Here is a 22470-nt window from a genome sequence, read left to right as displayed (position 1 = left end):
TTACCCAGCGTTCTTGGTGTAACCACGCATACGCGCCATGATGTTGGCGTTACGTACACGCTCAACGACTTGGTTATCCGGGTCCTGCTCTGCCAGTTCATCCAGACGTTTAACGAACTCTTCCTCGCTACCTGCTGTCTGCGCGAACTCGATAATCTTGCGTACTAGCGGTCCGACAGCCTGCTCAGGATTACTGGCAAGGTATTCACCAGCATCGACAATGTCGCGCTGGTCACGGCGGTGCTGAACACGCTTCTGGGTGAGGGGCGACACTTCCGCAAACTCTGCACCCATCGGCTCAACCTGATTACCAAAAGGCATTGACGGTGGTGTCGTTCGCTTGCGCCAACCTGGACCATAGGTTTCTTTAACGTATTCCTCTGTTGGCTCGTATCCCAGTTGCATTATTTTACTGTCACGCTCAGCAATCTGCGCCAGGTCTTCTTCTGGCTCGGTCTTGCGCCAAACCTTAGGCGGTTGTGCATTAGCAAAGTTGAGCGCTATCAACGGCTCAATCACCTGCTTATTGAAGCTATCGCAGATCATGTCAGCATCGGCTTTTACGATGTCGTCTTTCACACCCTTGTGAACTTGTGCCTGGGACAGGCTTGAGCCATCGTCAGTAGTCATCGTCTGCGACAGGATAATTTTAGAAATGGCTCGGTCCATTGCTCCCTGAAGCTGATAATAGTCTGCGGTACCACTGCGTGAGGCTTCCACCAGTTCAATGACCATATCCTCTGGTACAACTACACCACTATCCGCCTGGATAGCATCGAGTACAGCCAATGCCTGGTCACGTTGTTTACGATCTTTAATTTGGGCGCTTGGGAGCTTGGCAGTAGCTGTTGGCATTCCGAACTTCTCAAGGAATATTAGCCAGAACTTTATGCCGTTGCGTTTGAAGAATACCGGCCAATAAAGGGAGTGCGCCAAGCCCTCGCCGTAGGGATTATCATCGTGGTCTGCACCATGGCTGAATACCCAGAACTTGTTAGCCGGCATAGGAAAGGTCTTGCTGTCTTTTTTTAGCAACAGGTCATTGGTGGCGCTAAAGGCAAAGCGCCCACGGTCACGCACTTTAACCTGGTTAACGACAATCCGGTTTTCTTCCTGCGCAAACATTAGTTCAGCCACACTCCAGCCAAAGTGTATTGCGTAGAGCATCTTATCGGTCAGCTGGTCGAAACCAATACGGCTGAGCATATCCTCAACGAATAGCGCCGCCTCTTTATCCTGGGCACTCTCTGTAGCTGGTGTAATCTGATATTCCGATTGCGTCACCGCTGTACGGCGCTGCTGAAAACAGCTTTTAACCTGGTCGTCACGTAACAAGTCCTTGTAAATATTGAGCTGGCCATTGCCTTTGCTTTTCAATATCGAGTCGGGGTTGTCGATCATGATTTCGATGAGCGCCTTGGCCATCTGCTTGCCATGGTCGACCTTTGATAATTCAGTAAACTTCGGCTTCTTCGTATCAGCCATTATAAAAATCCTCCAAAACGGCCACGGCCACCACCGGAGCTCATATCACCTAAACCTAAATCACCGGCATTGCTTGTATCCCTGCGCCCGGTGCTTGCGGATACGACATCAACCGTTCGGTTGCTTGCCCACTCCAAATACTGCGTTGTACTGTCCACCTGGTCATCATGTGTCGCCAGTGGAAACCCGAACAGCTCGGACTCGTAATCAATTAACCAGGGCTCATGCTCTGGTAGCCACACACGGCCGGCCTCAAACTGTGAGCTGACACGTATTGCCCGGTTCAACTTACTTCCCTCCGGCTCTATCGCTATCACCGGCATCACGATTTTGTTCGGGTACTGTGACAGGGTTACCCCCTGCCTCAGCTCCTGTATCAGCGACTGTCCGGACGCCTTATCCTCAATGAGCACCGCATCGGCTCGCCAGTTCATGTAGTAGTTGGCCACAATGCGCTTAAGCTCCGGGTATTCGACACGGTCACGCCACACGTGAAGCAAGTAATGCCCCTGCTCTACTTCGCCCCAGATACTCAATACACTCGGGTCGTTGTGTTGCTCCGGCTTGTAAGCGGTATCCAGAGACATAACCAGCCGCATGAATTCAGCCGGCCTTGTGTTGTAACGCTTCGGCCAGATGCGTTTAATGATGGACCCTTCGAGCGGCTTAGGTCGCTGCTGGTAAAGTGATTCCCAGTTACGGCTGCCCTGCGATAGCTTTTCCTGTGCCCAATGCTCAGGCGAGAACCAGTCAGTCCATAGCCATTCGCCAATCTCACGTCCAAGCGGATCATCCTCACGTTCACATTGCGCTTGCAGGCAAACGACATACCACTCCTCGCCATCCTTTGCCGTCACATAGCCACTTTCACCGTCCCAGTCATCCGGCAGTATCCGCCCGGCCAAGTCATCTTCATGCCAGCGCGTCTGTATCAGCAATATCCAGCCGTTAGGCTTTAAGCGGGTACGCAAATCTGATGTGTAAGCTTCCCACGTCTTCTCACGTATCGTCTGGCTGTCTGCCTGCTCTCGCCCCTTAACCGGGTCATCAATCACCAGGCCATCCGCGCGGTTACCGGTAATGCCTGAGAGAATACCGCCGCACATGTAACTGGACTGGTTCTTCAGCGACCAAAACTCTAGCGCTCGGTTATCCGGCACCAGCTCCGTATTAAATACCTCACTGAACTTGGGGCTCTTTACAACCTGCCTCACCTTACGTGAGAACTTCAGCGACAAGCTCGAACCGTAGCTGGTACTAATAACCGACTTGCCCGGGTTACGACCCATATACCAGGTCGGGAATACGACCGTTCCGTAAGTCGACTTAGCAGACCCCGGCGGCATCATCACAATGACCCGCTTCTTTCGGCCTGCCTCGAGGTCCATCATCGTATTGTTAATGAGCTCGTGATGCTCTGCCGGCGTCACGCTGTCCGGATAAAACTCTTCACAATCTTCATCGTCGTTAAGCGGTGCTCCGGGGACATCGATATAACGACAGTAAGCATTGAGGTCGTCACGCGCTCTCAATGCTAGTTTGCGCTCAAGTAGCGCTAATAACTCCTGCTTGGCCGCCAGCGACATTACCCCAACTTAGCCAGTAACTCATGGATCCGCGCGTCAATTTCATCAGGAGCGATTTGCTTATACGGCTCATCACCATCTGGGTTAGTTGGAGCCAGTTTGGTTGGCGCATCAAGACCCAGTAACTTACTGCGACGCTCGATGATATTGAGTATCACGGTCATGTAACGGGGATCGCCCGTTTGTGCACCTGTTTCTGTTTTATCAATATCGCCCTGAGCGGTCTCACCTACTGTATGCTTCCAATAGTCATCGCACGAACGTTCCAGCTCGTGCCATGCTTTCGCCTCCAGCAAGTCCAATCGCGCCAATTGCTCTTCACGATGTGCATCAAAGTCACGCACCGAGCTTTGGCGCCAGCGCTTACGTATTTCCCGCAAGTCATACTTGACCTGATTCATCGACAGGTTGAGCTCTTCCGCAATTTCGTACATCTTGAACCCTTTCAAGTAACGCTCAGCAATCTTTGCCTGGTCTCGCATTACCTGGTCGGGAGTACGCTTTGTCGCTGCCATCGTGCGTTTACCTCGTTACTTCTGCGCGCGTTGCTTCATAAACTGGGTCATAAACGGCATCACGTTCTTCACGGCGCGCTCGCCAAACAGGAACCCAAGCACCAGAATGTTGATCACCCAAAGCGCTGACTCCTGCTGCTCGGATAAGCCTGACCAGTTGCCATTAAACCACTGAATATCCATATACATGACGAGTCCGCCCCATACCGGACGCTGACAGCCCCGCAGGAATACAACAATGCGACCAAGCCAGCCGAACTGAGTCAGGTCTTTGGCTGTGCCCTCGAGGTCACGAATGCGGTTGTTGAACTCTTCATCCTGCTCAGCCGCCAAAGTGAGTAGTTCTACTTCTCGCTTATGTGATTGCTCTTTGATGGCTATCTCGAGCTTTGCCTTTTGCTCGGGGGTCATGTCCGGCGGAAAGTAGGCCTGAATACCGTCGACAATTTTTTCGCCCAGACCGCCGGTAAAGAAATTGGTTACTTTGCTTAAGAAGCTCATACGCTCACCAATTCAAAATGTGGCCCATCAAGAAACTGGTGGTCACTGGAGTCACCGTCACGGTCCCAGTCGCCACCCCAACGTAAATCAACATCAAGTTCACGAGCCGCCTGAAGCATTGCATCAGCAACACGCCGGAACGCGCTAAATTCATCCCAGGGAATTTCGCCATTCAGCCATGGCCAGAGGTCAACAGCATGGCTCATTCCATCCTTTTGCGGCAGATGCTTGCTGTTCATGGTCTTAGAAACGCCTTTGCGGACGATCTCACGTTGCTCATCAAGGCTACGAATGCCGGCACCGACAATGAAGTCGACCTGGCTAATCTGAATGGCCCGGGCAACAACTACGCATAACTGCGGGTGACACTGCTTGAGGTTGGAAAGGCTTCGATTACTCAATTTGAATGCCATTACTCAACCTCCTTGCCGCGGTAAACCTGCCCGGTCAGCTGACCATTTAGACCAATCAGCGTTCGCTCAGCGTCATAAAAAGCGGTTTTGAGTGCGCCAAGAACGGTCGATAGCATGGCGCTGGTCTTATACCGGTGGTCGGTGGCTATCTGGCTCTCTTCGAGTGTGCCAATGGTGTGTGTGATAAAGCCAAGCGCGGGGACATTCCAGGAGCGAAAGCGCTCAATGACAACCTCAGGTATGCCCTGGTCACGAAATTTGTGCTCATAATCAGCAACCGCCTTGCTCAACGCATCAGTGGCTTTGCGTTGCCAATCGGCGTTGCTGTCAGCGCTGGAGAGGTCTTTTAGGTTAGCCTGTAAGTGTTCGGTCATCGTGCTGATGAGGATTTTTAGCATATCCCGATACATCTCACTGCGGATCGGAAACTTGTCCGGAAACGGAATTCGGTCGATGCCCAGACGCATCCAGTAGTTACAGACCAGGAACAGTCGATGCTCATCGAGTGAAGCACCCTCTTGCAGGTACTGGAGCTCTGACGCATCACAGGCTTCTTTAGGCGGAAACCGGTTATCTAACCAGCGGTTAACAAACTTACCACTGATGGTGACCAGCGCCACCGCCAGCGCGGCCAGCCATCCGTATTGCTCGCCAACCTTAATCAACATTTCCGTTTCAAACATCGTAACCGTGCCTCTCGCGTAGAATTTTTTTAATATGCTTTGCGTGTAGCCGGTACTTTGAAGCGAGCTCGGTGATTGTTCTACCCGTGTTTTGTTCCCTTTCGATGGCTTGGTTGCGTTTGATGCGCCAGAGAATAGTTGGCACGTAGACATCCAGCCCGCCGCATTCTGTGCTGAGTTTTGACGCCGCAGACTCGCCTATGGCGTTGATTACATCTTCACGAGGTTCGACGTGTACGTGTAGGTACGAGCCGCCAAACTTGGCTTCGAGTTTAAGCAGCGCTGTCTCCCCTATGATTTCGATTAAGTCCTGCTCCCATACGCTGTTTGTTTTCGTTTTTGTCACGGGATATCTCCTCAACTGGGTCAGTATGGCTCGATAATTACCCGGGCGTTGCCAGGCTTAGTAACGGGACCGAATTCAACGGTCAGGCGTTTAATGAGGTTGTCGTCGGTTATGACATGAGCATGTGTCAGCGCATCCAGTAGCGCTTTGTTGTAGTTATCGATATCCCGTCTGTGATTGCTCGGTGGGTTCAGCGTAATGTTGACTGCCAGAGGTTGACTGAGTCCGATGCAAGCTCGTTGAGCGCGGCACTGCCAGATGACCTCTTCACGGTAGGCTCGCCCCTTCTTGCTGATGAGCGTCCGGGGCTTGCCGCGCCAGATGATATTGCGCCAATAAGTATTGACGCTGGGTGGGAATGCGAGTGTCAGCTTAAGCGGCGTCATCGGTTGCGCTCTGCTCGTCCTGAATGCGCAGATAGATTTCCTCACGGTAGACCTTGACGTCATCCGGTGCGTTGATGCCAAGCTTCACCTGGTTGTCTTTAACGCCGATAACGGTCACTGTGATGTTGTTGCCGATATTGATGGTTTCACCGGGCTTTCTGGTCAGTAATAACATGTTGCTGGTCCTTTTTGTTTGAGAGAAATTGGCGGCATTTCCAGCCACTGGCGCCGCCTTTCCAGTTATCGTTCTACTCACATCGGCTGTTACACGTTACTCACGGTTACTCCGCGTCAGTTGCTCACGTAGTGCGGTGAGCTGCTACCTGCCATCCACGGCCGTATAGCGCGACGTGTCACGCGCCCCTTCCTGCTGCCACACCCGCCGTTGAGTGTTCTTGCTGGTTATCTTTTTTGAATGGGTTGATGCCAAAGCGCTTAAGGACGCTCTCGGCTTCGCTCGTGTTAAGCAGTTTGCCCATTTGCTCAACGCGACTGCGCTCTTCCGCGTGGCGGGGTAAGCGGTTCTCATATGTCGGTAACTTACCCACACGGGCTTGTTCGAGCAGTCGGTTGTATTCGGTCTCGCAGAGCTTGTGGAAATCTTTAATGCTCAGCTGGCGCATCTGGTACCCCACGCGCTCGTTCAGTGCGCGGACTAAGTCATGCGCAAAGGGATATTTTTCAAAGCGCCAGCGGCCATTGGCTTCGGTCACTTCGTGAATGCAATGCTCAAGCTCGGGAATACCTAACTCTTTGGCTGAGGGCTTGCACATATCGACGAACTCAGCTGGCGTTGGCGTAAAACGACTCGGTGCTTTGCCGGCTTTCAGACATTCAATGCCGCGATTGAGTCCCTTACGCCCGACTTCGTTTTTAATCAGCTGCTCAGCGTACAGGCGCATGATGTCGTTGGAGTGCTCCCCAAAGCGCGAAGCGTAATCCGGACAGCAGGTGCCCAGTACCGGTACCAGTTCAGAATTTAATATCGTCATCAGATTCATCTGCCTGGTCGTAATATCCGCTTTGGGCGAGTTGCTGTGAGTACCCTTTTGCGTCATGCAAGAGCTTGTTTGTTGGATTTTGCGAACGCTGGTTGCCGCCAGCTCCGCTACGGGGGTTGCGTTGTTGTTTGGTTGCATATTTCTTTTCTCCTGCCATCCAGGTACGCCATTCTGCTCGCCACTGCATCATGTCCCGCAGTGTGCTGTGATGATTTCTGTGGAAGCGGAAATGGTCGAATGTTGCTTCGATTTCTTCAGGTGTGGAATTTGGTGGCCCGTAATTTCTGCCCATTTGCAAAAATTCAGCGTTGAACTCCAAATCAGAGCCGGTCGTCGTCGCGCGGGCGCGCGCGTTGAGAGAGAGATCTTTATCGGAAGTATCGGAGGTGTGGCGCTCCTCCGGTGGCGCTCCTTTGGCGCTCATCTTGGCGGTGGTAGTGTTTTCAGCCCTTGTATTTACTGGGTTTTGCTGTGGCGCAGATAGTGGCGGTGCTCCGGTGGCGCTCATTTGGCGCTCCTCATTTGAACGGAGCGATTCCGGTACAGCGTAAACAAGCCTAAAAGCCATAAATTCAACCAGCTTTTGAGTGTGCAAACGCTCTATCCAGCCATACTTTTCCAGTTTCCTCAGTAACCGCTTTATCTGGTCGTTGGTCGGCGAGTATGGCTTTTCACGACTCCCACGCTCAGGATTAAACTCCAGATGCTCCCGTATCGACTGATACGATATCCGGCGCTTAATCCCGACGATGGCTGTGTCGTAATCCATGTGCCAACGCAGATACAAGTACAAGGACCGCTCACGGTCACTGATATGACTATCAGCAAACACCGCTTGGTACTCGTTGCGGTTCATTGTTTATTGCCACGCTCAAATGCATCAAGCTGCCGTATTAAGCACATGGCCGTGCTGACAACATCCATCAGCTCGGTACGTGTGTCATGTGCCTGCGCCAGCTCAGACTCACTCAGCTTGTTATCCGCCAATACCTCGCTGAGCTTATGAATGGCCTCTCCGGTTTCTTTGACGAAACTGCCAAGGTCAGCCAGTCGGTTTGAGTCTGTCGGCTTTTCCATCGGGATAAAGCCATATCGCTCGCATAAAACCCGAGCACAGGTTGAACGCTCCGGCTCGGGTAATGCGTTAACCAGTGCTTCTTCTAACTCACTGGGTATAAACAACGGATACTCGCCATGCGGCGTATGTACAATGCGTTGAATGCGCTTATGCGCCGCCTGCAACCCCTTCACTGAATCCACATCAAAGGGTTTCAGCTCGCGGTTACGCTCCCATACCGTCGTGTTGTAATTCAGCACCACGGTTTCGACATACTGCTTGAATAATAGTCCACGGCGGTTAATGGCTGAGCTGACGTAATAGCGTATGACCTGTGGCCTGCTCAGCCCCTGCTCGTGGATTTGTACTTGATCGGACGTTCGTCTTGTTGGTGACACTTTGTAGACTCCCTGTATACATGTTGCGTGTTAATCGAGTTGCCGCTCGAGAAACTTAGATTAGTTTATCTTACCTGACCGATCAAGACTTATGATTAGTTTTTATCATTTGGGTGGGCATATTTTTAACGTATTCAGTTTTGCTAAGGGCTTCACATGCAGGGACGAACTATAAAAGATAGAATTAAGAGTGCCAGGCGCGAGCGAGGACTAACACAGCGACAACTTAGTGCGATACTCGATATTTCATCGGCAAATATTTCTTTTTGGGAACAAGGCGTAAACACACCCAGCACTAAGAACCTTTTAAAACTCGCCGACGCCCTAAACGTATCCATCGACTGGCTCGAACACGGCGACAAAAGCGCTGGCCCTGAGTACATTCCACCGGCCAACGCCTGGGAACTTCCCGACGACGTTGACCTATCCGATGCCGAATATCGCGACATCATGGTTCCCCGCCTGGACGAAGTGTCTCAGGACAACTATTTGGGCGAGCCGAACTACAAGAAACTGTTCCCGGTGCGCAAGGAATTGCTGCAGCTGTATAGCCTACAACCACGAAGCCTTGGCGCTTTAGTCATGCCTGATACCTCGATGGAGCCCTCGATTGCCAAAGGTGACATGCTACTCGTGGATACCAGTGTTACAGCCATCGAGCGTGATAAGCAGCGTATTTATGCCCTAGTTAAAGACAAAACGAAGCTTGTTATCTGCCGGGTTGAAGAAGACGCCCTGGGCAAGCTTATGTGGACTGACTCACGTGGCCAGCACAAAGCCGCTTCGATTAGCGATCGAGAATGGGCGCAATACACGATTGCTGGGCGGGTTGTTATGCGGACTGGGGCTTTGTGATTATGCGTAGTTATTGAAAAGCCAGTCTCGTTCACGCAGTAAACTTTCGAGCGCTTCTTTATAGCGAACAATCAATTCTTTATCCTGAACGGGAATTTGTAAGGCAACTGCCGAGAGGACTTCATATTGGTTGTATAAATGATTAATATCATCAATTTTTAAGTACATATCGCCACCTACAGCGAGGTAACGTTTGATTTTAGAAACAATGTGAATGCCTAATAAAGCATAGTGTTCTAGAGTTTCCCCAGCTGTTGCCGCATCTAAACATGTAGATGCGTCCTGGATGATACGTTCTAACTGCTCCAGGGGCATTTTTTGGCCAGATTCTCTCCACTCTTTCAGTTCTAAATCGGAGTGAAATTTGCGTAACTTTTTATAGTGACCATCTAGCTTTTTTAATGCGATTGGCAAGGCTTTATCAATCTGCTCCTGCTCCTGCAGGTTTAATCTGTGCTCTTGGTCGCGTTTGTGAACATCGGTAGATTTTCGCATCTCTTTTCTGGTCTCAGATAGCTCTGTTTTTTGAACGATGATCGACCTAAAAAAGAGCATAACTGAACCAAGCGCCACAACTGGCGTCACAATTCCCGAAAAGTAAGTAGCAAAGGTAGCCCAGTCGTCTGGCCCTCCAAAACGAAGTCCCCAGAATGCCCCAATAAAAGCGATTATCGCGAGCACCATAGTGACTATTGCGAATTTGATAACCCTGAGACTCTCCTTCTCCAGTGGCTCGTTCTTATTCACTACAGGCTTCTTATCCGTGCACATGAAATCTCCTTCTCAATCAAGTGGTTAATGACGTTTATCATAATGCTCTGTGATCTTTCGATAATATGATCTGCTGAGTCTCTTGTCACATTTTATTGCGTCAAGTACATTACAAATATTAAATGATTAAAGGGATTAGCGTTCGAACACAGTAGGTCCGGAGCTAAAATTTGAAGGGATAAAGTTGAAAAAATTAGATATCAAAGAATCACTGCGTATAAAGGTGTTTAACGAAAAGCTTCGGCGAAATCTCCGTCGAAAAAAGCTACTAAGAGTGAAACAGAAAGGCACCTTAAATAAAAGCGTTTTGAAAGACCGGATGATAGAGCTTAGCCTCTTGACTGCGATAACTTCATTAAACCCAAGTAGATCTCTTAGGTCACAGAAAAAACTGGCAGTGAAAATACCTAAAGTATTTTCACTTTTTCATTGCACCGATGAAGTGCTTGAGTTAATCACAAGAACAGCCTATCTTCATCGCTCCAAACGACTTAAGGAGATTGAGATAGATCATTCTGATTGTGAAGAGAATGATTTAGCCGCAGAAGTTCTTTTATCGGGCATAATTAAGGCTCTCCGGAGTAACCGGAAAAAGTCTGGGAAAACGGCCCGGGCTCATGGCTATCTAAGTGCTGAGAACGAATTTATCAACCGGCTTATTAAGTCAATTGGCTTAGTTCGTGAGCTAGCCAGAAAGCGCCATAAATTAGAAAATCTAAAAGAAAATAGAATTAGCCTTTTCCGGGCTGACAGTCTTATTCATGAGAAACCAAATCAAAAGAAACCGATGGAAGTTGACAGGAAAAATCGAGCTACTTCCCGTTTAGCCAACCATTTGAATAAATCTATTAATTCTATAGATAAAAAACTTAAAGAGGATTCAATCTCTTTTTTAATTGAGTATATCGGCGAGCTCATCGATAACGCTGAAGAACATTCAGGAAAAAACATTTGGCGGTGTTACGGTTATTTAGATTCAATAAAAACAGCAGGTGGGATGTTGAAATCTGAAATCGTCGTTTTGAACTATGGAAAAAGTATTTACGAAACATTTATTGAAAAGAGTGGAAGCCCATCTGTTTGGAAATTTATTGATCAATATCTACAGGGCTTAAACGAAACAAGAGATAACAAGACCTTAGTAACTATCGCAGCACTACGGAAGTTTATTTCATCCAAAAAGGATGAATCAACTACTCGAGGTCGTGGCACGTGGAGCGTCATCGAAACCTTTCATAGAATATCTAAGGCATGGCAAGCCGAACTGGGTGGTACACAAACTGACTACATACCAGAAATGATAATAGTTAGCGGTGAAGTAGCAGTAAGATTTACTCCTGAACTGATCATAAAAAGTATTGAGTCTATTGACTACTCCTCAGACAAACACGCATCAGAGAAATATGTTGTTGCCTTTAACGAAACAAACGATCCACTGAAAAAACCTGACAAAAGGTTTGTCTATAGCTTAAAATACCCCTTTCCGGGAACCATAGTGAGTATAAAGTTCCCTGTCGCAACTACTCTTACAGAGGCTGTGACTCATGATTAAAAGAGGTAAAGGAGTGGAAGTGGACCTAAATCGTCTACCTGGTGAGACCCTTGTCGGCCGAAGAAATGGGTTGATAGCCAAAGAATATTTCAAGCTAGATGAGCTCTTTGCTTCTAAAGAGCAAATATCTATAAGTATTCCCAATCGCTTCAAAGCAATAACCAGTTCGTTTTTTTTGGGAATGTTTGAAAGTTACATTTTGAAGCTTAATTGCGACAAAAGCCAGTTTTATGAGAGGTTTCATTTCGCAGCTCCTGAAAGGTTGCGACGTCAGATTGATACCGGGTTACAAGACGCAATTGAAGCAAATCATGCTTAGCAACCAGCTAAAAACACTATTGAAAAGCTTTTTCTCAGCTTTGACGGTCGTCGTGCTAGTTTTTGCTATCATGTTCTTGGTATATGACAATTCCTCATTCTCGAAAATTGAGGCAAGTGACATACCTAACGACATAAAAGAAAATAACGAGCAGGAGCCAAGTGACACCGAAAATCTGAATAGAACCGCCTCGAGAACACGGAGCCAAGATGATTTAAGATTGTTAATATTTGGTGGTTCATTGGTTGTGAACTGCCTAGCATTTTTATTTACCCTATTTTGGGCTGTTTTTACTCATATAAAAGAAAACAAAGTAAAGAATGAACAACAAAAGCTCGAAACAATCGACAAGTTTTGGCTTCGTGAAGTTATTTTAAAGCATAACATTTTGCCAGTGCTTGAAAATTTGAAGTCATCTCAGGTTCATGTGGAAATACTGAAAAACCAAGAGAAAACACAAGAATCAATAGCTTTTCTTAAAGATGTTTTCGGCGATCAATTTTTAGCTATGCGAAACGAGCTTTTGAGCTTAAAAGCGCTACCGGGGTTTGATACATGTTATTCAGAATTAAAAGACAAACTCAATAAAACTCAAGACTATGTTTTAAGCTTAACCTCGGATAAAGAAGCTCAAGATGAATTTGAACGGATTCTTATCGACTTGCAAGAGGATGGAACGATAGAAATAACCGAGGTGCCAAACACCCAAGAGTTTAGCCCTCAAGAAATGTATTTGGAAATAATAAAAGTCATTTCAAGCAAGCAACTTAACGAAAACGGGTTTTATAAAAAATAGATTCTATGAAGCTCAAGGAACTGAGCGAACTGGCAAGCACGGAGCAGATTGACCTTGCCGACATTCGCAAACACATCAACGCCCTGCCTGATTCTGACCAGGCTCTGGTTATTTCGGCCATCCAAGCGGCGGAAGCTACATTCACGCGCCAGCAATATTCGCTGGCTAATTTCCTATCGTTAACGCGCGATGAGCAAGCCAGCTACTTTGCCGCTGTCTGTAAAATGCGTGAATATTACTTCAATGCCGGCGACTGGCCCCAGGTCATTGGCTTCCACTTCCTCATCCATCAGTTGCAACGGATAATGTTCGAACCTGTGTAATTTTGTTGATAACGCCCTAGCCTACGCCACAAAAGGCATTAGCAACCAGTAGCCAGATTTTAAAAATGTGCTAGCGCCAGTATTAAAGCGCTTTAATCCCAGTCAGTAGCGCGAATATCAGAATATGGTTTCATAGTCATCGCCGCCGAAAATTTACCGTGTAAAAAAGTAGATGGCGAAAAATTCCGTGGGACGATAGTTCTGCGCATTCATTGAAACCGAGCAAACCAGGACTGGCCCCCTGGTTAATTATCCGGATAAGCGCTCATCAACTAGGGATTATGATAATGAGTGAAGTACAGAGTGAAGTGTATTACGTCTTTTTTACTGACAAGGAAACCGGCCTAGTCGGTGCCATCAACTGCGTTGATTATGAGACCGCGGTTAAATCTGCTGAGGAAAAGCGACAGGAGGCTCGCTACAGTGGTGTGAAAATTAAAGCCAATTATAATGGTCATTGTAGCTATTAACTTACAATGCCGGCACCGTGAGTGCCGGCGTTTTTGATCATGACATGGGGTCTTGACTATGGATGACTTGCGAATACTTCAGCAACAGCAAAAACAAATGTCCGATTGTGTTGAAAAAATATATAAGAAAGCGGAAAGGATGAACCATATAGTTAATGTATCTATTTTCACCGCTCTAGCCCTATTCCTAACTGTCCTGATATTTTTTTAAGTGCTTGGGTTGTTAGCTGAATTAGGCTTGGTTACGGCTCTACTTCGCATTCTATTTTCTCATTCACGAGGTTACAATCAGATTGGAGTAAGCCGCTTATACCAGCGTAAGTTATTTCGACGCCATCAGGGCGTTGTAATGATGCACTATTGTCTAGCTTCCGTCCTTCTCGTCTCGTTTTGACGCCTGAGCTTAATTCTTGCGACCCAAGGTAAGCAACGTGTACTTTTTTACCGCCTTTAAGCAGAGATGCCTCCATTATTAGGCGGTATTTTTCGATATTAGCAGGGAGGCTCTTTACCTCCCATTCGTAAAAAACACCGTAGTCACCGCGACTTTTTTGAATGGAAGATGAATTAATTTTTATACTCGACCTAATTATTTCATCTGCCTTAGCTATTTCAGTTAGTTCATGGATTTTTTCAACGTCATGAAGAAAGCAGGAATATTCTGGTATCATCTCCCCAAACAAGCGGCAATACTCTGAGGTTAGGCTTTTATACTCTGTAAATAACTCTTGAATCTTCTGTGCACCAATTTCCCGAAGATGCTTAATATTTCGACTTGTAGTACGTCCACCAGTTATGAAGTCACCATAAACCAAGCCGCCAAAAAAGGATTCAATCTCTAGCTTCTTAGCCTCAACTCTATCAAGTTTATCACTTCGATCTTTGTGCTTTCTCACTTCATTTAATATCTCTTGAGCACCGACCTTTACGGTGTTTTCCTTAATTATCCAGGCCTCTAATTCAATGTTATGAAAGTTCAATTTATCTTTGGTTAGCAAGCCCTTTTTGTAAATGTTTAAAGCATTATCAAACGCTTCACCGTCACTTCTTAGTGCCTCAGTGGAAAACCGGCTTAATTCTGCGTATAACTTTGGTTGTTTAATCGTGACGTAGGCGGTTGTGTCATTTTCTTTTGAATTAATATCAACAGTGTATCCAAACGCTTCAAGTAAAAACTGCTCGAGTTCATAATATTTGCTGGCAGGGGTTAGCTTTGATTCAGGGAAGTAATGTTTACCCAAATGAACTTCTTCATCCCACTCTTTCCTGCTTACATCCTGACGATCACCTGCCGATAGCATTTCATAGTGAAATTCACCATTATCGATAAAGTCTTCAACGATTTGTTTTGCCGTTTTCTTAACAGACTTTTCGTCCTTAGAACAAGAAACTAGTAGCACTGCTGTCAACACAATGAATATTAAAGTTCGCATGTACCTTTTCCTTTAATCTCTCGTGACCATCATTTGAATAGCAATGAAATTATTAGAATGACTTATAACCCTCATTGAGGTCGAAATCTGAAATATAACCTGAATTGCTAACCAAGCATTTGTAATTATAGTTGGTCCAAGCGCCGTAACCATTCTGCAGTTTTGCGCCACCCTCAATGATCATCTTTCCATTTTCTGAACTGTGGTAGCTATATCCACCTTGCCGAATATTAGTCGACAAAATTTCAGCCTGGTGCTTTGCGCCCGAATGAACCTTGTTGTGACAGCTTTCAATTTCTGACTGATGCCAGAAGTTACAGCCAGATAAAAACGTAACTAGCAACACTACCCAAAAAACTCGCATGCCACACTCCCTCGTGAGTTACAAAATATCAACATTTTAATAATGACCTACGCCGAGCCAAATTGGAAGTGAGTTGCACTGTCCATAGGCATACATATAACTAAGTAAATCGTGTAGAAGCTACTACACAAAATTATTTGATTATTTTTTATTATTTTTAGTTGACATCAATAAGTAAGATAAACTAATCTCTTACACACAGCGACACAGAAAGACACAAAGAGAATATGAAAGGAGTGTTGTGGCGCTGAAACGAAAACGCCCCGCAGGCGGCAACCTAACGGGGCGATATCCAGCAAGCTGGATTAAGCAACATGTTTTTCGGCTGGACCGGGCGGCAACCCGGAAAAGCCTAGGGAGGCAAGTGTTACCAACAAGACGTTGGTCCTTGCCAACCAAACAACATCGAACCGGTAAACCGGCTCAACAACATTATTAAATCGGCTAACGCCGACTCAACAACAAATGGAGTATAGCAACATGGCTAATACTGCTCAACAATTACCTGACGTCCGTCAGAGTACATTAAATGACCTGATTGAACAGGCCAGCAACCATCACGCTGCCCTGCTTCGTACCCGCCAGTTTACTGGTCAAATCCTTATCGACGAATACGCATTCCGCATCAAGATTGAAGAAGACGATGCCGTGCTGTTGGTTCGCAATGTCGAATTCGACGACCCACTGGCCATTTCACGCATGACCTCAATTATCCGGACCATGCAACAACTGATGCCGGCAACTGCCGCATTTACTGTTGGAGGTGCGGCATGAGCGAGCAACTAGCACAATTCCAGAATCAGGCGCCAGCTGAGCATCGCAATACCACTGACATGGTGCTGGACTATCAGGCTATGGCACAAATGAGCAACCTTGCCGACATGATGGCCAACGGGCGCGCAACCGTACCTCAGCATTTGCAAGGCAACCCGGCTGACTGTATGGCAGTCATTATGCAGGCCGCACAATGGCGCATGAACCCTTTTGCGGTTGCACAGAAGACTCACGTTGTTCAGGGGACGTTAGGCTATGAAGCGCAGTTGGTTAACGCCGTAGTCTGCTCATCAACCAAAGTAAAAGACTCATTTCATTACGAGTGGTTTGGTGATTGGACTCGTGTCATTGGCAACTTTGTCACTAAGACTTCTCAAAAAGGCAATCAGTACCAGGCGCCCAATTGGACCGCTGCCGATGAGAAAGGCCTTGGCGTTCGCGTATGGGCAACTTTAAAAGGTGAAAGTGAGCCTCGAGTGCTCGAGCTTCTGTTGTCCCAAGCTCAAGTACGTAACTCGACCCTTTGGGCATCCGACCCCAAACAACAACTCGGATATCTTGCCGTTAAGCGCTGGGCTCGACTTTATGCGCCAGACGTCATCTTGGGTGTTTACAGCTCCGACGAATTGCAGGAGCAACCAGCAACAGAGCGTGAAATCAATCCGCGTGAAGAAGCCTCAACCGGTCGTCCGGAGCGTGAGCTTTACCCCGATGATGACTTTGAGAAGAACTTCCCGCAGTGGAAAAAAGCCATTGAAGCGGGCAAGCGCACCGCCCAACAAATCATCGACATGGTGAGCTCTAAAGCTGACCTGACCGATGAACAACAAGAACAAATCAAAGCGGTTGAGAGTCAGCCTGCCGACGATAATGAGCAACCAGCACAGGGAGACGAGTGATCATGAATATTTTAAATTTAGTTCAGGGTTCACCCGAGTGGCATGCGGCCCGAGCAACCCGAATGACGGCATCAGAAGCGCCAGCGATGATGTCAGCAACCAAGAAAATGTCGCGTAACGAGTTATTGAAAGCTAAGTCACTCGGTACCGAGAAAGAAGTCAGTGAGTACGTTCAGAAATTCCTGTTCGATAAAGGTCACGAAATGGAAGCGGCTGCTCGCCCACTGGTTGAAGAAATCATTGGCGAAGAGCTCTACCCCACGACTGGCGAAACCGAAGACGGTGTTTACCTGGCATCGTTCGATGGCATGACCATGATGGGTGGCATTCTGTTTGAGCACAAGATGTGGAACGAGGCCCTCGCCGAAGCGGTACGCAAAGGTAAGTTGCCGGCTGAGTACTACTGGCAGTTAGAGCACCAGCTGATGGTGGCCGATGAAGCCGAGAAAGTCATCTTTGTGGTATCGGATGGTACCAAAGAGAACTTCGAGTATATGTGGTACACCCCGGTGCGCGGCCGTCGCAACAAACTGATTAAAGGCTGGGAGCAGTTCAAAGCAGACTTAGCCGAGTTTGAGCCGGCGCCAGCAAAAGAAGAAGTGGTTGCCGAAAAGCCAAGTGAATTGCCAACGTTAATGATCAGCGTTGATGGCGAAGTTAAGAGCAGCAACCTGGCCACTTATAAAGACACTGCGCTGACATTCGTGAAAAGCATCAGCACTGACCTACAGACTGACCAGGACTTTGCCAATGCCGAAGAACTGGTTAAGTTTTGCAAAAAGGCTGAGGGCGAGCTGGATAACGCCAAGAAGCATGCGCTGGCACAAACGCAGAGCATTGATGAGCTGTTTAATACCATTGATGAGCTCAAAGAGCAGTTGCGCGGTAAGCGTCTGCAACTGGATAAATTGGTTAAATCTCGCAAAGACGAGATCCGCGGCGACATCAAAAAGATAGCCCTGGAAAAACTGCAGAAACACGTTGATGGATTAAATGAAGACCTGGGCGATTTTCAGGTGCCAATGCCGGACGTTGATTTTGCATCGGTGATGAAAGGTAAGAAAACAGTCGACAGCTTACAAGGGGCCGTTGATGACCACCTGGCGAAAGTAAAAATCGAGCTTAACGATTTGCATGTTCAGGTGATGATGAACTGGCAGACGTTCCTTAAGGAAGTCGATAAGGACCTCAAATTCTTGTTCCCGGACATCAAAGACCTGGCACTAAAAGAAAACGACAGCTTTGCCGCTATCGTTAAGCAGCGCCTGACTGAGCACGAGCTGGCCGAGCAGAAACGGAAGCAGGCGGAGGATAAGCCTGAGCCAGCGCCCGAACCAGCGCCAAAGGCGAATGATTTAGTTGAAGCTGAAGCTGTGCCAGCTAAAGCAAGCAACCCGATTACTGATGATTACACACCAACGGATAACGAGATTATTCAGGCTGTGGCGTATCAATTTAACGTGTCGCAGGGCAAAGCCACGCTATGGATTGCTGGCATGAAGATGCACCAGGAAAGCACTGCCGAGGTCTCAAACCTGGCTAATTTCCTTATCGATAAGATTGCGGACACGACCAATCAGCGTGACCTCGAAGCCGTTGGTAAAGAAGTCAGTAATGCCAAGGCCCGGGGTTACTTAAGCGAGGCGGATTATCAGGCCCTGCAAACGTCCTATCGTGCGCAGAAGCCCAACACCCGCAACGTAGCGTGAGGTAACTGTTATGACCGCAAAAGAGAAAGTAATTCAGCGGCTGGATTTTATGGCCAGCCATTATGAGCAAATGGGTGGCTCTGAACAGGCTGGCACATTACGCGCAGCAATCCGTTTCATCTCGGACAGTGACGACAAGAACGATAGCGTCGAGTTTAATGCGCTTGAGCATAAGTGCAATGAGCTAAAGGCATCACTTCGCCTGCTTAGTAAAGACCTGGTTGCGCTCGCTGATGAATCCACCGGCGTTGCCGGCTGGCACCTGAACGGTGACATCGCCAAGTGGGATGAATTTGAAGGCATGATGAAAATTGCGCGAGTTGCGTTATGAAAAACAAAATGATGGATTTGCATAACCACTTGTTTGCGCAACTCGAGCGTCTAGGCGATGAGAGCCTCACTGATGATGCATTAACGCAGGAGTTAAAACGCGCTGATGCCGTAGCAAAGGTGTCGATGACTATCGTTAAGAATGCGGACGTCTGCCTAAAAGCTGAACGTATGAGAGCCGAAGGTCTTATCGAAAAGTCACCGGAGATGTTGGAGGTGAAGAACGATGGGTAGATTCTTATACCAGCCCCATCATATCGATTTTATCGATTCGTGCTGTGGCGAAATGTCGATACCAGATGTGGCCAGGCTGTTTCATTTTGTTTTTGGCAGAAAGTTAACTCCTGCCGCTGTTAAGTGTGTGGCTACACGTTATGGAATAAGCGTAGAGCATAAGGATTCTTACACGCGTGAACTTAAATACAATGCTGAGCAAATTGATTGGATCAAAACGGCTTATCGCACGATGACGCCAAAACAAATGTGTCAGCCGTTTAACGAGCGCTTCGGCACTAACGAAACGTGGAACCAGTTGCGGGCGTTTATTCATAATCACGGCATTCAGAGTGGCCGCACAGGCCGTTTTGAGAAAGGAAGTACGTCTTGGAATAAGGAAAAAAAAGGATGGACCGCTGGTGGTCGTAGTGCGGAAACACGCTTTCAAAAAGGCAATATTCCGGACAACCACAAACCAGTTGGTACCGAGGTTATTGATAGCTATGGCTATCGCAAACGCAAGGTGGCAGAGCCGAATCAGTGGGAATTTGTTCACCGTTTGGTATGGGAAAAGCATAACGACCCTATTCCTAACGGAAAATTTGTTCGGTTTATCGATGGAGACAAGGCGAATTGCAAGCTGAACAATCTGATACTCATCGATAGAGCTGCTAACGCTATTTTGAACCGTTGGGTTACCCCGCTGAGCAAGTTAGAGCCAGAGGTAAGAAAAAGCATGGTGGGAGTCGCAATGCTTCGTTCAGCGATAAGTGCCCGCGGCTCAACTAATGGCAAGGAGGCGTCATGAAATACCTCTACGCCGGCTCTCAGTCCAACGAACGTTTTGAATTGCTTCTGAGCCTAACGCGCATCAATAGCGAGGACGTTGTTGCCGCCCTATTCGACCACTTGGTTAACGGTGCCAGCGAAAGTAGTGCCGCCATCATGAACGGCATTTCAATGTCGAACTTTAACCGGGCGTTTAAGAAGCTCGACTCAGTCGCTGCTGCAGTAGAGCGCATTAAAGAAATCGACCTTCGCAAACCGAATCAGTTAAGCGATAACAAACATAACAACACATTGGTGAATCATGAGTGATTTAGTAGATAACGCAAACGACACGGCTCAGTACCTGTCAGAGCTCGCAGTTGCAGATGCACGGTCTAGCCGTGACTGGCCAGAAGCCTCCGGACATTGTTTGAATTGTGGCGAGCCACTCAACAACAAACGCCGCTGGTGCGACAAGGATTGCGCCAGTGATTGGGAAAAGCTAAATAAGCGAGGTGTCGCATAATGGCTAGCAGAGGCGTTAATAAAGTAATTTTAGTCGGCAACCTCGGCTCTGACCCTGAGGTTCGCTACACACAGAACAGTACGGCCATTGCCAACCTGTCTATTGCGACCAGTGAAAGCTGGAAAGATAAGCAAACCGGCGAGCCGCGAGAGCAAACCGAATGGCACCGCTGTGTGGCTTACCGCCGTCTGGCAGAAATTGCGGGTGAGTACCTTAAAAAGGGTTCAAAAGTTTATGTTGAAGGCCGCTTACAAACGCGCAAATGGCAGGGTCAGGATGGCCAGGACCGTTACACCACTGAGATTGTGGTAAATGAGCTGCAAATGCTTGATAGCCGTGGCACAGAGCAAAGTGGGAACAGACCGGGAACAAACTGGGAACAGCGTCCTAATCAAAGCGCTACGCCACAGCCGCAACCACAGCAGAGTGGTCTCGGCACAACAATGCCAGGCACCGGCTCTCAAGGAAAAAACTGGAAGGGTCCTGCGTCAGCAGCACAAGACTTTGACGATGATATTCCGTTTTAACGAACACGTTTTTTGAATGAGGTAACTATGATGCAGCAGACAGTACAAGACAATCGACACATTGAGGTAATGACCGTTAAGGAAATATGCGACCTGCTCCGTATTTCACGCAGTACCTTTTGCCGTGTAACACAAAAGCATGAGCAGTTTCCGAAGCCTATTCCAGGAACCGGGAGCAAGTTTCTGTATCCTGCTAAGGATGTCAGGAAGTTTGCTGGTCTTCAGTAATTCTTCTGGCCGCTGCCTCGGCGGCCTGGATGACTAGCTGATACCACGCGTCATAGGCTTCTCTCTGCTCATTTATCCAGTCATGGCGGTTGTATATGGCTAATACGCCGCCCAGACTGTGTCCCAACATTTTTTCAACCACATGCGGCTGTACACCCTGCTCTGATAACCGTGTAGCGAGTGTTCTGCGAAAGTCGTGAACACGCCACTCTTCCATATTCAGTTTTGCTCGCAAACGTCTGACGGCTCGCTGAATTGCGTGCGTTGTGATCGGCTTTTTAAAGTCGTTGTCCATTGAGCCAAACACATAATTAGGACTGGGCGCGGACTTCATCGTGTTCACTAGCTGAAGCATGTCATCAGTCAACGGTCGGCGAATAGCCACACCTGTTTTGCTGCGCTCCTTGGATACGGTCCAAATACGATTATCAAAGTCGAACTCTTTCCACTTAGCTTCTCTGGCTTCGGAGTTCCTAGCGCCGGTAAGCATGATGAGTTTAATACAGTTGCGAACGGCCAATGATAGCTTGGTGTTCTCAATGGCCATCCAGATTAAGCCGACCTCATGTAATTCCAGTACTCTGTCACGTTGGCTTTTGCTGGTCCCAATTGTGCTCACCTCGAGGTTCATCACGGATGGCGGGTTGATTAACTCCCGACGCATACACCAGCCGAGTGCCCGCTTGGTAACCTTAAGGACGACGCCGGCATTATAAGGCGATGTGTTCTCTGCTATTCCGTCAAACAGCGTTAGCCACTCATCCATCCGGATGCGCTCAACAGCGATTGAGTAGCGCCCTTTCAAGTGTTTATCTACGATGCTCTTGTAATTGACTGCTGTGCTATCTTTCAATTGCCGTGCTACATGTTTGTTTAGCCACTCGTCTAAGCACTTATCAAGTGTCCATTCGCCGCCTGAATAGCGGGAACGTGCGGCGACTTTGGGATCGCCTCCTTCTTGCAGCACCACGGACAATCGTGTAGCCTCATCTCGAGCTGATTTAAGCGTCAGCAACGGATATGAGCCAAGCGTAATGCGCGTATTGCGACCACCGATACGATAGCGAAACTGAAACGAAATTGTGCCTTTATCCGTTACCCTGGCATAAAGGCGATTACCAATTGAGATTTCTTGAGTTTTGTCCGGAGGCGTCTTGGTCCAGCTCTTGAGTTGTCTGTCTGTAAGCATAAATATCCAAAATAGCACGCAGGCATCAATTTATAGCACGCTAGTAGCAT

General features: G+C 47.9%; 31 protein-coding genes. 15 read left to right on the top strand and 16 right to left on the bottom strand.

What is annotated here, in order from left to right; genetic code table 11:
* From KZ771_RS04255 to KZ771_RS04200, 12 genes are all read right to left on the bottom strand, one after another.
* Nucleotides 1-1485 carry a DUF935 family protein gene (locus KZ771_RS04255; RefSeq protein WP_290654471.1) on the bottom strand — a complete coding sequence of 495 codons (1485 nt, stop codon included), beginning with the start codon at nt 1483-1485 and terminating at the stop codon, nt 1-3.
* Complete coding sequence (gene terL, locus KZ771_RS04250) at nt 1485-3071, bottom strand: phage terminase large subunit (RefSeq protein ID WP_290654470.1); 1587 nt, start codon at nt 3069-3071, stop codon at nt 1485-1487. The genes KZ771_RS04255 and terL overlap by 1 nt, the downstream gene beginning before the upstream one ends.
* Complete coding sequence (locus KZ771_RS04245; protein ID WP_290654469.1) at nt 3071-3586, bottom strand: ECF-type sigma factor; 516 nt, start codon at nt 3584-3586, stop codon at nt 3071-3073. The genes terL and KZ771_RS04245 overlap by 1 nt, the downstream gene beginning before the upstream one ends.
* 15 nt (nt 3587-3601) lie before the next feature.
* On the bottom strand, nt 3602-4087 hold the full coding sequence (locus KZ771_RS04240) for a hypothetical protein (protein ID WP_290654468.1): 486 nt from the start codon (nt 4085-4087) through the stop codon (nt 3602-3604).
* A complete protein-coding gene (locus tag KZ771_RS04235; RefSeq protein WP_290654467.1) occupies nt 4084-4500 on the bottom strand; it encodes a M15 family metallopeptidase in 417 nt (138 codons plus the stop codon). The genes KZ771_RS04240 and KZ771_RS04235 overlap by 4 nt, the downstream gene beginning before the upstream one ends.
* Nucleotides 4500-5183 carry a hypothetical protein gene (locus KZ771_RS04230; protein WP_290654466.1) on the bottom strand — a complete coding sequence of 228 codons (684 nt, stop codon included), beginning with the start codon at nt 5181-5183 and terminating at the stop codon, nt 4500-4502. Before KZ771_RS04230 ends, KZ771_RS04235 begins: the two co-directional genes overlap by 1 nt.
* On the bottom strand, nt 5176-5529 hold the full coding sequence (locus tag KZ771_RS04225; RefSeq protein ID WP_290654465.1) for a Mor transcription activator family protein: 354 nt from the start codon (nt 5527-5529) through the stop codon (nt 5176-5178). Before KZ771_RS04225 ends, KZ771_RS04230 begins: the two co-directional genes overlap by 8 nt.
* 20 nt (nt 5530-5549) lie before the next feature.
* Nucleotides 5550-5915 (bottom strand): RusA family crossover junction endodeoxyribonuclease, encoded by a 366-nt coding sequence (locus tag KZ771_RS04220; protein ID WP_290654464.1) that lies wholly within the window; start codon nt 5913-5915, stop codon nt 5550-5552.
* The gene (gene csrA / locus KZ771_RS04215) at nt 5902-6090 is read right to left on the bottom strand and encodes a carbon storage regulator CsrA (RefSeq protein WP_290654463.1); all 189 of its coding nucleotides are present in this window, start codon (nt 6088-6090) and stop codon (nt 5902-5904) included. The genes KZ771_RS04220 and csrA overlap by 14 nt, the downstream gene beginning before the upstream one ends.
* Before the next feature lie 178 nt (nt 6091-6268).
* Nucleotides 6269-6907, bottom strand: a complete 639-nt coding sequence (locus tag KZ771_RS04210; protein ID WP_290654462.1) for a replication protein P — start codon at nt 6905-6907, stop codon at nt 6269-6271.
* Complete coding sequence (locus KZ771_RS04205) at nt 6888-7772, bottom strand: hypothetical protein (protein ID WP_290654461.1); 885 nt, start codon at nt 7770-7772, stop codon at nt 6888-6890. The genes KZ771_RS04210 and KZ771_RS04205 overlap by 20 nt, the downstream gene beginning before the upstream one ends.
* Nucleotides 7769-8371 (bottom strand): hypothetical protein, encoded by a 603-nt coding sequence (locus KZ771_RS04200; RefSeq protein ID WP_290654460.1) that lies wholly within the window; start codon nt 8369-8371, stop codon nt 7769-7771. The genes KZ771_RS04205 and KZ771_RS04200 overlap by 4 nt, the downstream gene beginning before the upstream one ends.
* Before the next feature lie 156 nt (nt 8372-8527).
* Between KZ771_RS04200 and KZ771_RS04195 the strand changes: the two genes are divergently transcribed.
* Complete coding sequence (locus tag KZ771_RS04195) at nt 8528-9226, top strand: helix-turn-helix domain-containing protein (protein ID WP_290654459.1); 699 nt, start codon at nt 8528-8530, stop codon at nt 9224-9226.
* Here KZ771_RS04195 and KZ771_RS04190 read toward each other — a convergent pair whose 3' ends face one another.
* Complete coding sequence (locus KZ771_RS04190) at nt 9227-9973, bottom strand: hypothetical protein (protein WP_290654458.1); 747 nt, start codon at nt 9971-9973, stop codon at nt 9227-9229.
* A 208-nt stretch (nt 9974-10181) separates the two neighbouring features.
* Between KZ771_RS04190 and KZ771_RS04185 the strand changes: the two genes are divergently transcribed.
* From KZ771_RS04185 to KZ771_RS04165, 5 genes are all read left to right on the top strand, one after another.
* A complete protein-coding gene (locus tag KZ771_RS04185) occupies nt 10182-11549 on the top strand; it encodes a hypothetical protein (protein WP_290654457.1) in 1368 nt (455 codons plus the stop codon).
* 19 nt (nt 11550-11568) lie between these two features.
* Complete coding sequence (locus KZ771_RS04180) at nt 11569-11868, top strand: hypothetical protein (RefSeq protein WP_290654456.1); 300 nt, start codon at nt 11569-11571, stop codon at nt 11866-11868.
* Nucleotides 11861-12664, top strand: coding sequence for a hypothetical protein (locus tag KZ771_RS04175; RefSeq protein WP_290654455.1), 804 nt, complete (start codon nt 11861-11863; stop codon nt 12662-12664). Before KZ771_RS04180 ends, KZ771_RS04175 begins: the two co-directional genes overlap by 8 nt.
* A gap of 5 nt (nt 12665-12669) precedes the next feature.
* The gene (locus tag KZ771_RS04170; RefSeq protein WP_290654454.1) at nt 12670-12987 is read left to right on the top strand and encodes a hypothetical protein; all 318 of its coding nucleotides are present in this window, start codon (nt 12670-12672) and stop codon (nt 12985-12987) included.
* Nucleotides 12988-13274: 287 nt separating this feature from the next.
* Nucleotides 13275-13457 carry a hypothetical protein gene (locus KZ771_RS04165; RefSeq protein ID WP_290654453.1) on the top strand — a complete coding sequence of 61 codons (183 nt, stop codon included), beginning with the start codon at nt 13275-13277 and terminating at the stop codon, nt 13455-13457.
* Nucleotides 13458-13699: 242 nt separating this feature from the next.
* Here the strand turns inward: KZ771_RS04165 and KZ771_RS04160 are convergent, their stop codons facing one another.
* Together KZ771_RS04160 and KZ771_RS04155 are read right to left on the bottom strand one after the other, a co-directional pair.
* Nucleotides 13700-14890: a hypothetical protein gene (locus KZ771_RS04160; RefSeq protein WP_290654452.1), complete on the bottom strand. Its 1191-nt coding sequence runs from the start codon at nt 14888-14890 to the stop codon at nt 13700-13702.
* Between the two features lie 52 nt (nt 14891-14942).
* Nucleotides 14943-15254, bottom strand: a complete 312-nt coding sequence (locus KZ771_RS04155; protein WP_290654451.1) for a hypothetical protein — start codon at nt 15252-15254, stop codon at nt 14943-14945.
* Between the two features lie 480 nt (nt 15255-15734).
* Between KZ771_RS04155 and KZ771_RS04150 the strand changes: the two genes are divergently transcribed.
* The 9 genes from KZ771_RS04150 to ssb are packed head-to-tail and all read left to right on the top strand — an operon-like array spanning nt 15735 to nt 21003.
* Nucleotides 15735-16028, top strand: a complete 294-nt coding sequence (locus KZ771_RS04150; protein ID WP_290654450.1) for a hypothetical protein — start codon at nt 15735-15737, stop codon at nt 16026-16028.
* Nucleotides 16025-16927: a RecT family recombinase gene (locus KZ771_RS04145; protein WP_290654449.1), complete on the top strand. Its 903-nt coding sequence runs from the start codon at nt 16025-16027 to the stop codon at nt 16925-16927. The genes KZ771_RS04150 and KZ771_RS04145 overlap by 4 nt, the downstream gene beginning before the upstream one ends.
* Nucleotides 16928-16929: 2 nt before the next feature.
* A complete protein-coding gene (locus KZ771_RS04140) occupies nt 16930-18636 on the top strand; it encodes a YqaJ viral recombinase family protein (RefSeq protein ID WP_290654448.1) in 1707 nt (568 codons plus the stop codon).
* Between the two features lie 10 nt (nt 18637-18646).
* Nucleotides 18647-18967, top strand: a complete 321-nt coding sequence (locus KZ771_RS04135; RefSeq protein WP_290654447.1) for a hypothetical protein — start codon at nt 18647-18649, stop codon at nt 18965-18967.
* Nucleotides 18964-19200, top strand: coding sequence for a hypothetical protein (locus KZ771_RS04130; protein ID WP_290654446.1), 237 nt, complete (start codon nt 18964-18966; stop codon nt 19198-19200). Before KZ771_RS04135 ends, KZ771_RS04130 begins: the two co-directional genes overlap by 4 nt.
* On the top strand, nt 19193-19990 hold the full coding sequence (locus tag KZ771_RS04125; RefSeq protein WP_290654445.1) for an HNH endonuclease signature motif containing protein: 798 nt from the start codon (nt 19193-19195) through the stop codon (nt 19988-19990). Before KZ771_RS04130 ends, KZ771_RS04125 begins: the two co-directional genes overlap by 8 nt.
* Entirely contained in the window at nt 19987-20280 is a 294-nt protein-coding gene (locus tag KZ771_RS04120) for a PapB/FocB family fimbrial expression transcriptional regulator (RefSeq protein WP_290654444.1), read from the top strand. The genes KZ771_RS04125 and KZ771_RS04120 overlap by 4 nt, the downstream gene beginning before the upstream one ends.
* The gene (locus KZ771_RS04115) at nt 20273-20476 is read left to right on the top strand and encodes a DUF2116 family Zn-ribbon domain-containing protein (protein WP_290654443.1); all 204 of its coding nucleotides are present in this window, start codon (nt 20273-20275) and stop codon (nt 20474-20476) included. The genes KZ771_RS04120 and KZ771_RS04115 overlap by 8 nt, the downstream gene beginning before the upstream one ends.
* Nucleotides 20476-21003, top strand: coding sequence for a single-stranded DNA-binding protein (gene ssb / locus KZ771_RS04110; RefSeq protein WP_290654442.1), 528 nt, complete (start codon nt 20476-20478; stop codon nt 21001-21003). Before KZ771_RS04115 ends, ssb begins: the two co-directional genes overlap by 1 nt.
* A gap of 202 nt (nt 21004-21205) precedes the next feature.
* On the opposite strand, the gene KZ771_RS04105 is transcribed toward ssb, so the two are convergent.
* Nucleotides 21206-22420, bottom strand: coding sequence for a site-specific integrase (locus KZ771_RS04105; RefSeq protein ID WP_290654441.1), 1215 nt, complete (start codon nt 22418-22420; stop codon nt 21206-21208).
* Nucleotides 22421-22470: the final 50 nt, after the last annotated feature.

The sequence above is a fragment of the Idiomarina sp. genome (assembly GCF_019431395.1).
Taxonomy (GTDB): domain Bacteria; phylum Pseudomonadota; class Gammaproteobacteria; order Enterobacterales; family Alteromonadaceae; genus Idiomarina.
Note: the sequence above shows the minus strand (reverse complement) of the source record. Positions and strands in the feature narration are given on the sequence as shown.

Excerpts from the sequence above, each read along its gene's own strand:
- KZ771_RS04255 (WP_290654471.1), bottom strand. The coding sequence starts at position 1,485 with ATGGCTGATACGAAGAAGCCGAAGTTTACTGAATTATCAAAGGTCGAC.
- terL (WP_290654470.1), bottom strand. The coding sequence starts at position 3,071 with ATGTCGCTGGCGGCCAAGCAGGAGTTATTAGCGCTACTTGAGCGCAAA.
- KZ771_RS04245 (WP_290654469.1), bottom strand. The coding sequence starts at position 3,586 with ATGGCAGCGACAAAGCGTACTCCCGACCAGGTAATGCGAGACCAGGCA.
- KZ771_RS04240 (WP_290654468.1), bottom strand. The coding sequence starts at position 4,087 with ATGAGCTTCTTAAGCAAAGTAACCAATTTCTTTACCGGCGGTCTGGGC.
- KZ771_RS04235 (WP_290654467.1), bottom strand. The coding sequence starts at position 4,500 with ATGGCATTCAAATTGAGTAATCGAAGCCTTTCCAACCTCAAGCAGTGT.
- KZ771_RS04230 (WP_290654466.1), bottom strand. The coding sequence starts at position 5,183 with ATGTTTGAAACGGAAATGTTGATTAAGGTTGGCGAGCAATACGGATGG.
- KZ771_RS04220 (WP_290654464.1), bottom strand. The coding sequence starts at position 5,915 with ATGACGCCGCTTAAGCTGACACTCGCATTCCCACCCAGCGTCAATACT.
- csrA (WP_290654463.1), bottom strand. The coding sequence starts at position 6,090 with ATGTTATTACTGACCAGAAAGCCCGGTGAAACCATCAATATCGGCAAC.
- KZ771_RS04210 (WP_290654462.1), bottom strand. The coding sequence starts at position 6,907 with ATGACGATATTAAATTCTGAACTGGTACCGGTACTGGGCACCTGCTGT.
- KZ771_RS04205 (WP_290654461.1), bottom strand. The coding sequence starts at position 7,772 with ATGAACCGCAACGAGTACCAAGCGGTGTTTGCTGATAGTCATATCAGT.
- KZ771_RS04195 (WP_290654459.1), top strand. The coding sequence starts at position 8,528 with ATGCAGGGACGAACTATAAAAGATAGAATTAAGAGTGCCAGGCGCGAG.
- KZ771_RS04175 (WP_290654455.1), top strand. The coding sequence starts at position 11,861 with ATGCTTAGCAACCAGCTAAAAACACTATTGAAAAGCTTTTTCTCAGCT.
- KZ771_RS04170 (WP_290654454.1), top strand. The coding sequence starts at position 12,670 with ATGAAGCTCAAGGAACTGAGCGAACTGGCAAGCACGGAGCAGATTGAC.
- KZ771_RS04165 (WP_290654453.1), top strand. The coding sequence starts at position 13,275 with ATGAGTGAAGTACAGAGTGAAGTGTATTACGTCTTTTTTACTGACAAG.
- KZ771_RS04160 (WP_290654452.1), bottom strand. The coding sequence starts at position 14,890 with ATGCGAACTTTAATATTCATTGTGTTGACAGCAGTGCTACTAGTTTCT.
- KZ771_RS04155 (WP_290654451.1), bottom strand. The coding sequence starts at position 15,254 with ATGCGAGTTTTTTGGGTAGTGTTGCTAGTTACGTTTTTATCTGGCTGT.
- KZ771_RS04150 (WP_290654450.1), top strand. The coding sequence starts at position 15,735 with ATGGCTAATACTGCTCAACAATTACCTGACGTCCGTCAGAGTACATTA.
- KZ771_RS04145 (WP_290654449.1), top strand. The coding sequence starts at position 16,025 with ATGAGCGAGCAACTAGCACAATTCCAGAATCAGGCGCCAGCTGAGCAT.
- KZ771_RS04140 (WP_290654448.1), top strand. The coding sequence starts at position 16,930 with ATGAATATTTTAAATTTAGTTCAGGGTTCACCCGAGTGGCATGCGGCC.
- KZ771_RS04135 (WP_290654447.1), top strand. The coding sequence starts at position 18,647 with ATGACCGCAAAAGAGAAAGTAATTCAGCGGCTGGATTTTATGGCCAGC.
- KZ771_RS04130 (WP_290654446.1), top strand. The coding sequence starts at position 18,964 with ATGAAAAACAAAATGATGGATTTGCATAACCACTTGTTTGCGCAACTC.
- KZ771_RS04125 (WP_290654445.1), top strand. The coding sequence starts at position 19,193 with ATGGGTAGATTCTTATACCAGCCCCATCATATCGATTTTATCGATTCG.
- KZ771_RS04120 (WP_290654444.1), top strand. The coding sequence starts at position 19,987 with ATGAAATACCTCTACGCCGGCTCTCAGTCCAACGAACGTTTTGAATTG.
- KZ771_RS04115 (WP_290654443.1), top strand. The coding sequence starts at position 20,273 with ATGAGTGATTTAGTAGATAACGCAAACGACACGGCTCAGTACCTGTCA.
- ssb (WP_290654442.1), top strand. The coding sequence starts at position 20,476 with ATGGCTAGCAGAGGCGTTAATAAAGTAATTTTAGTCGGCAACCTCGGC.
- KZ771_RS04105 (WP_290654441.1), bottom strand. The coding sequence starts at position 22,420 with ATGCTTACAGACAGACAACTCAAGAGCTGGACCAAGACGCCTCCGGAC.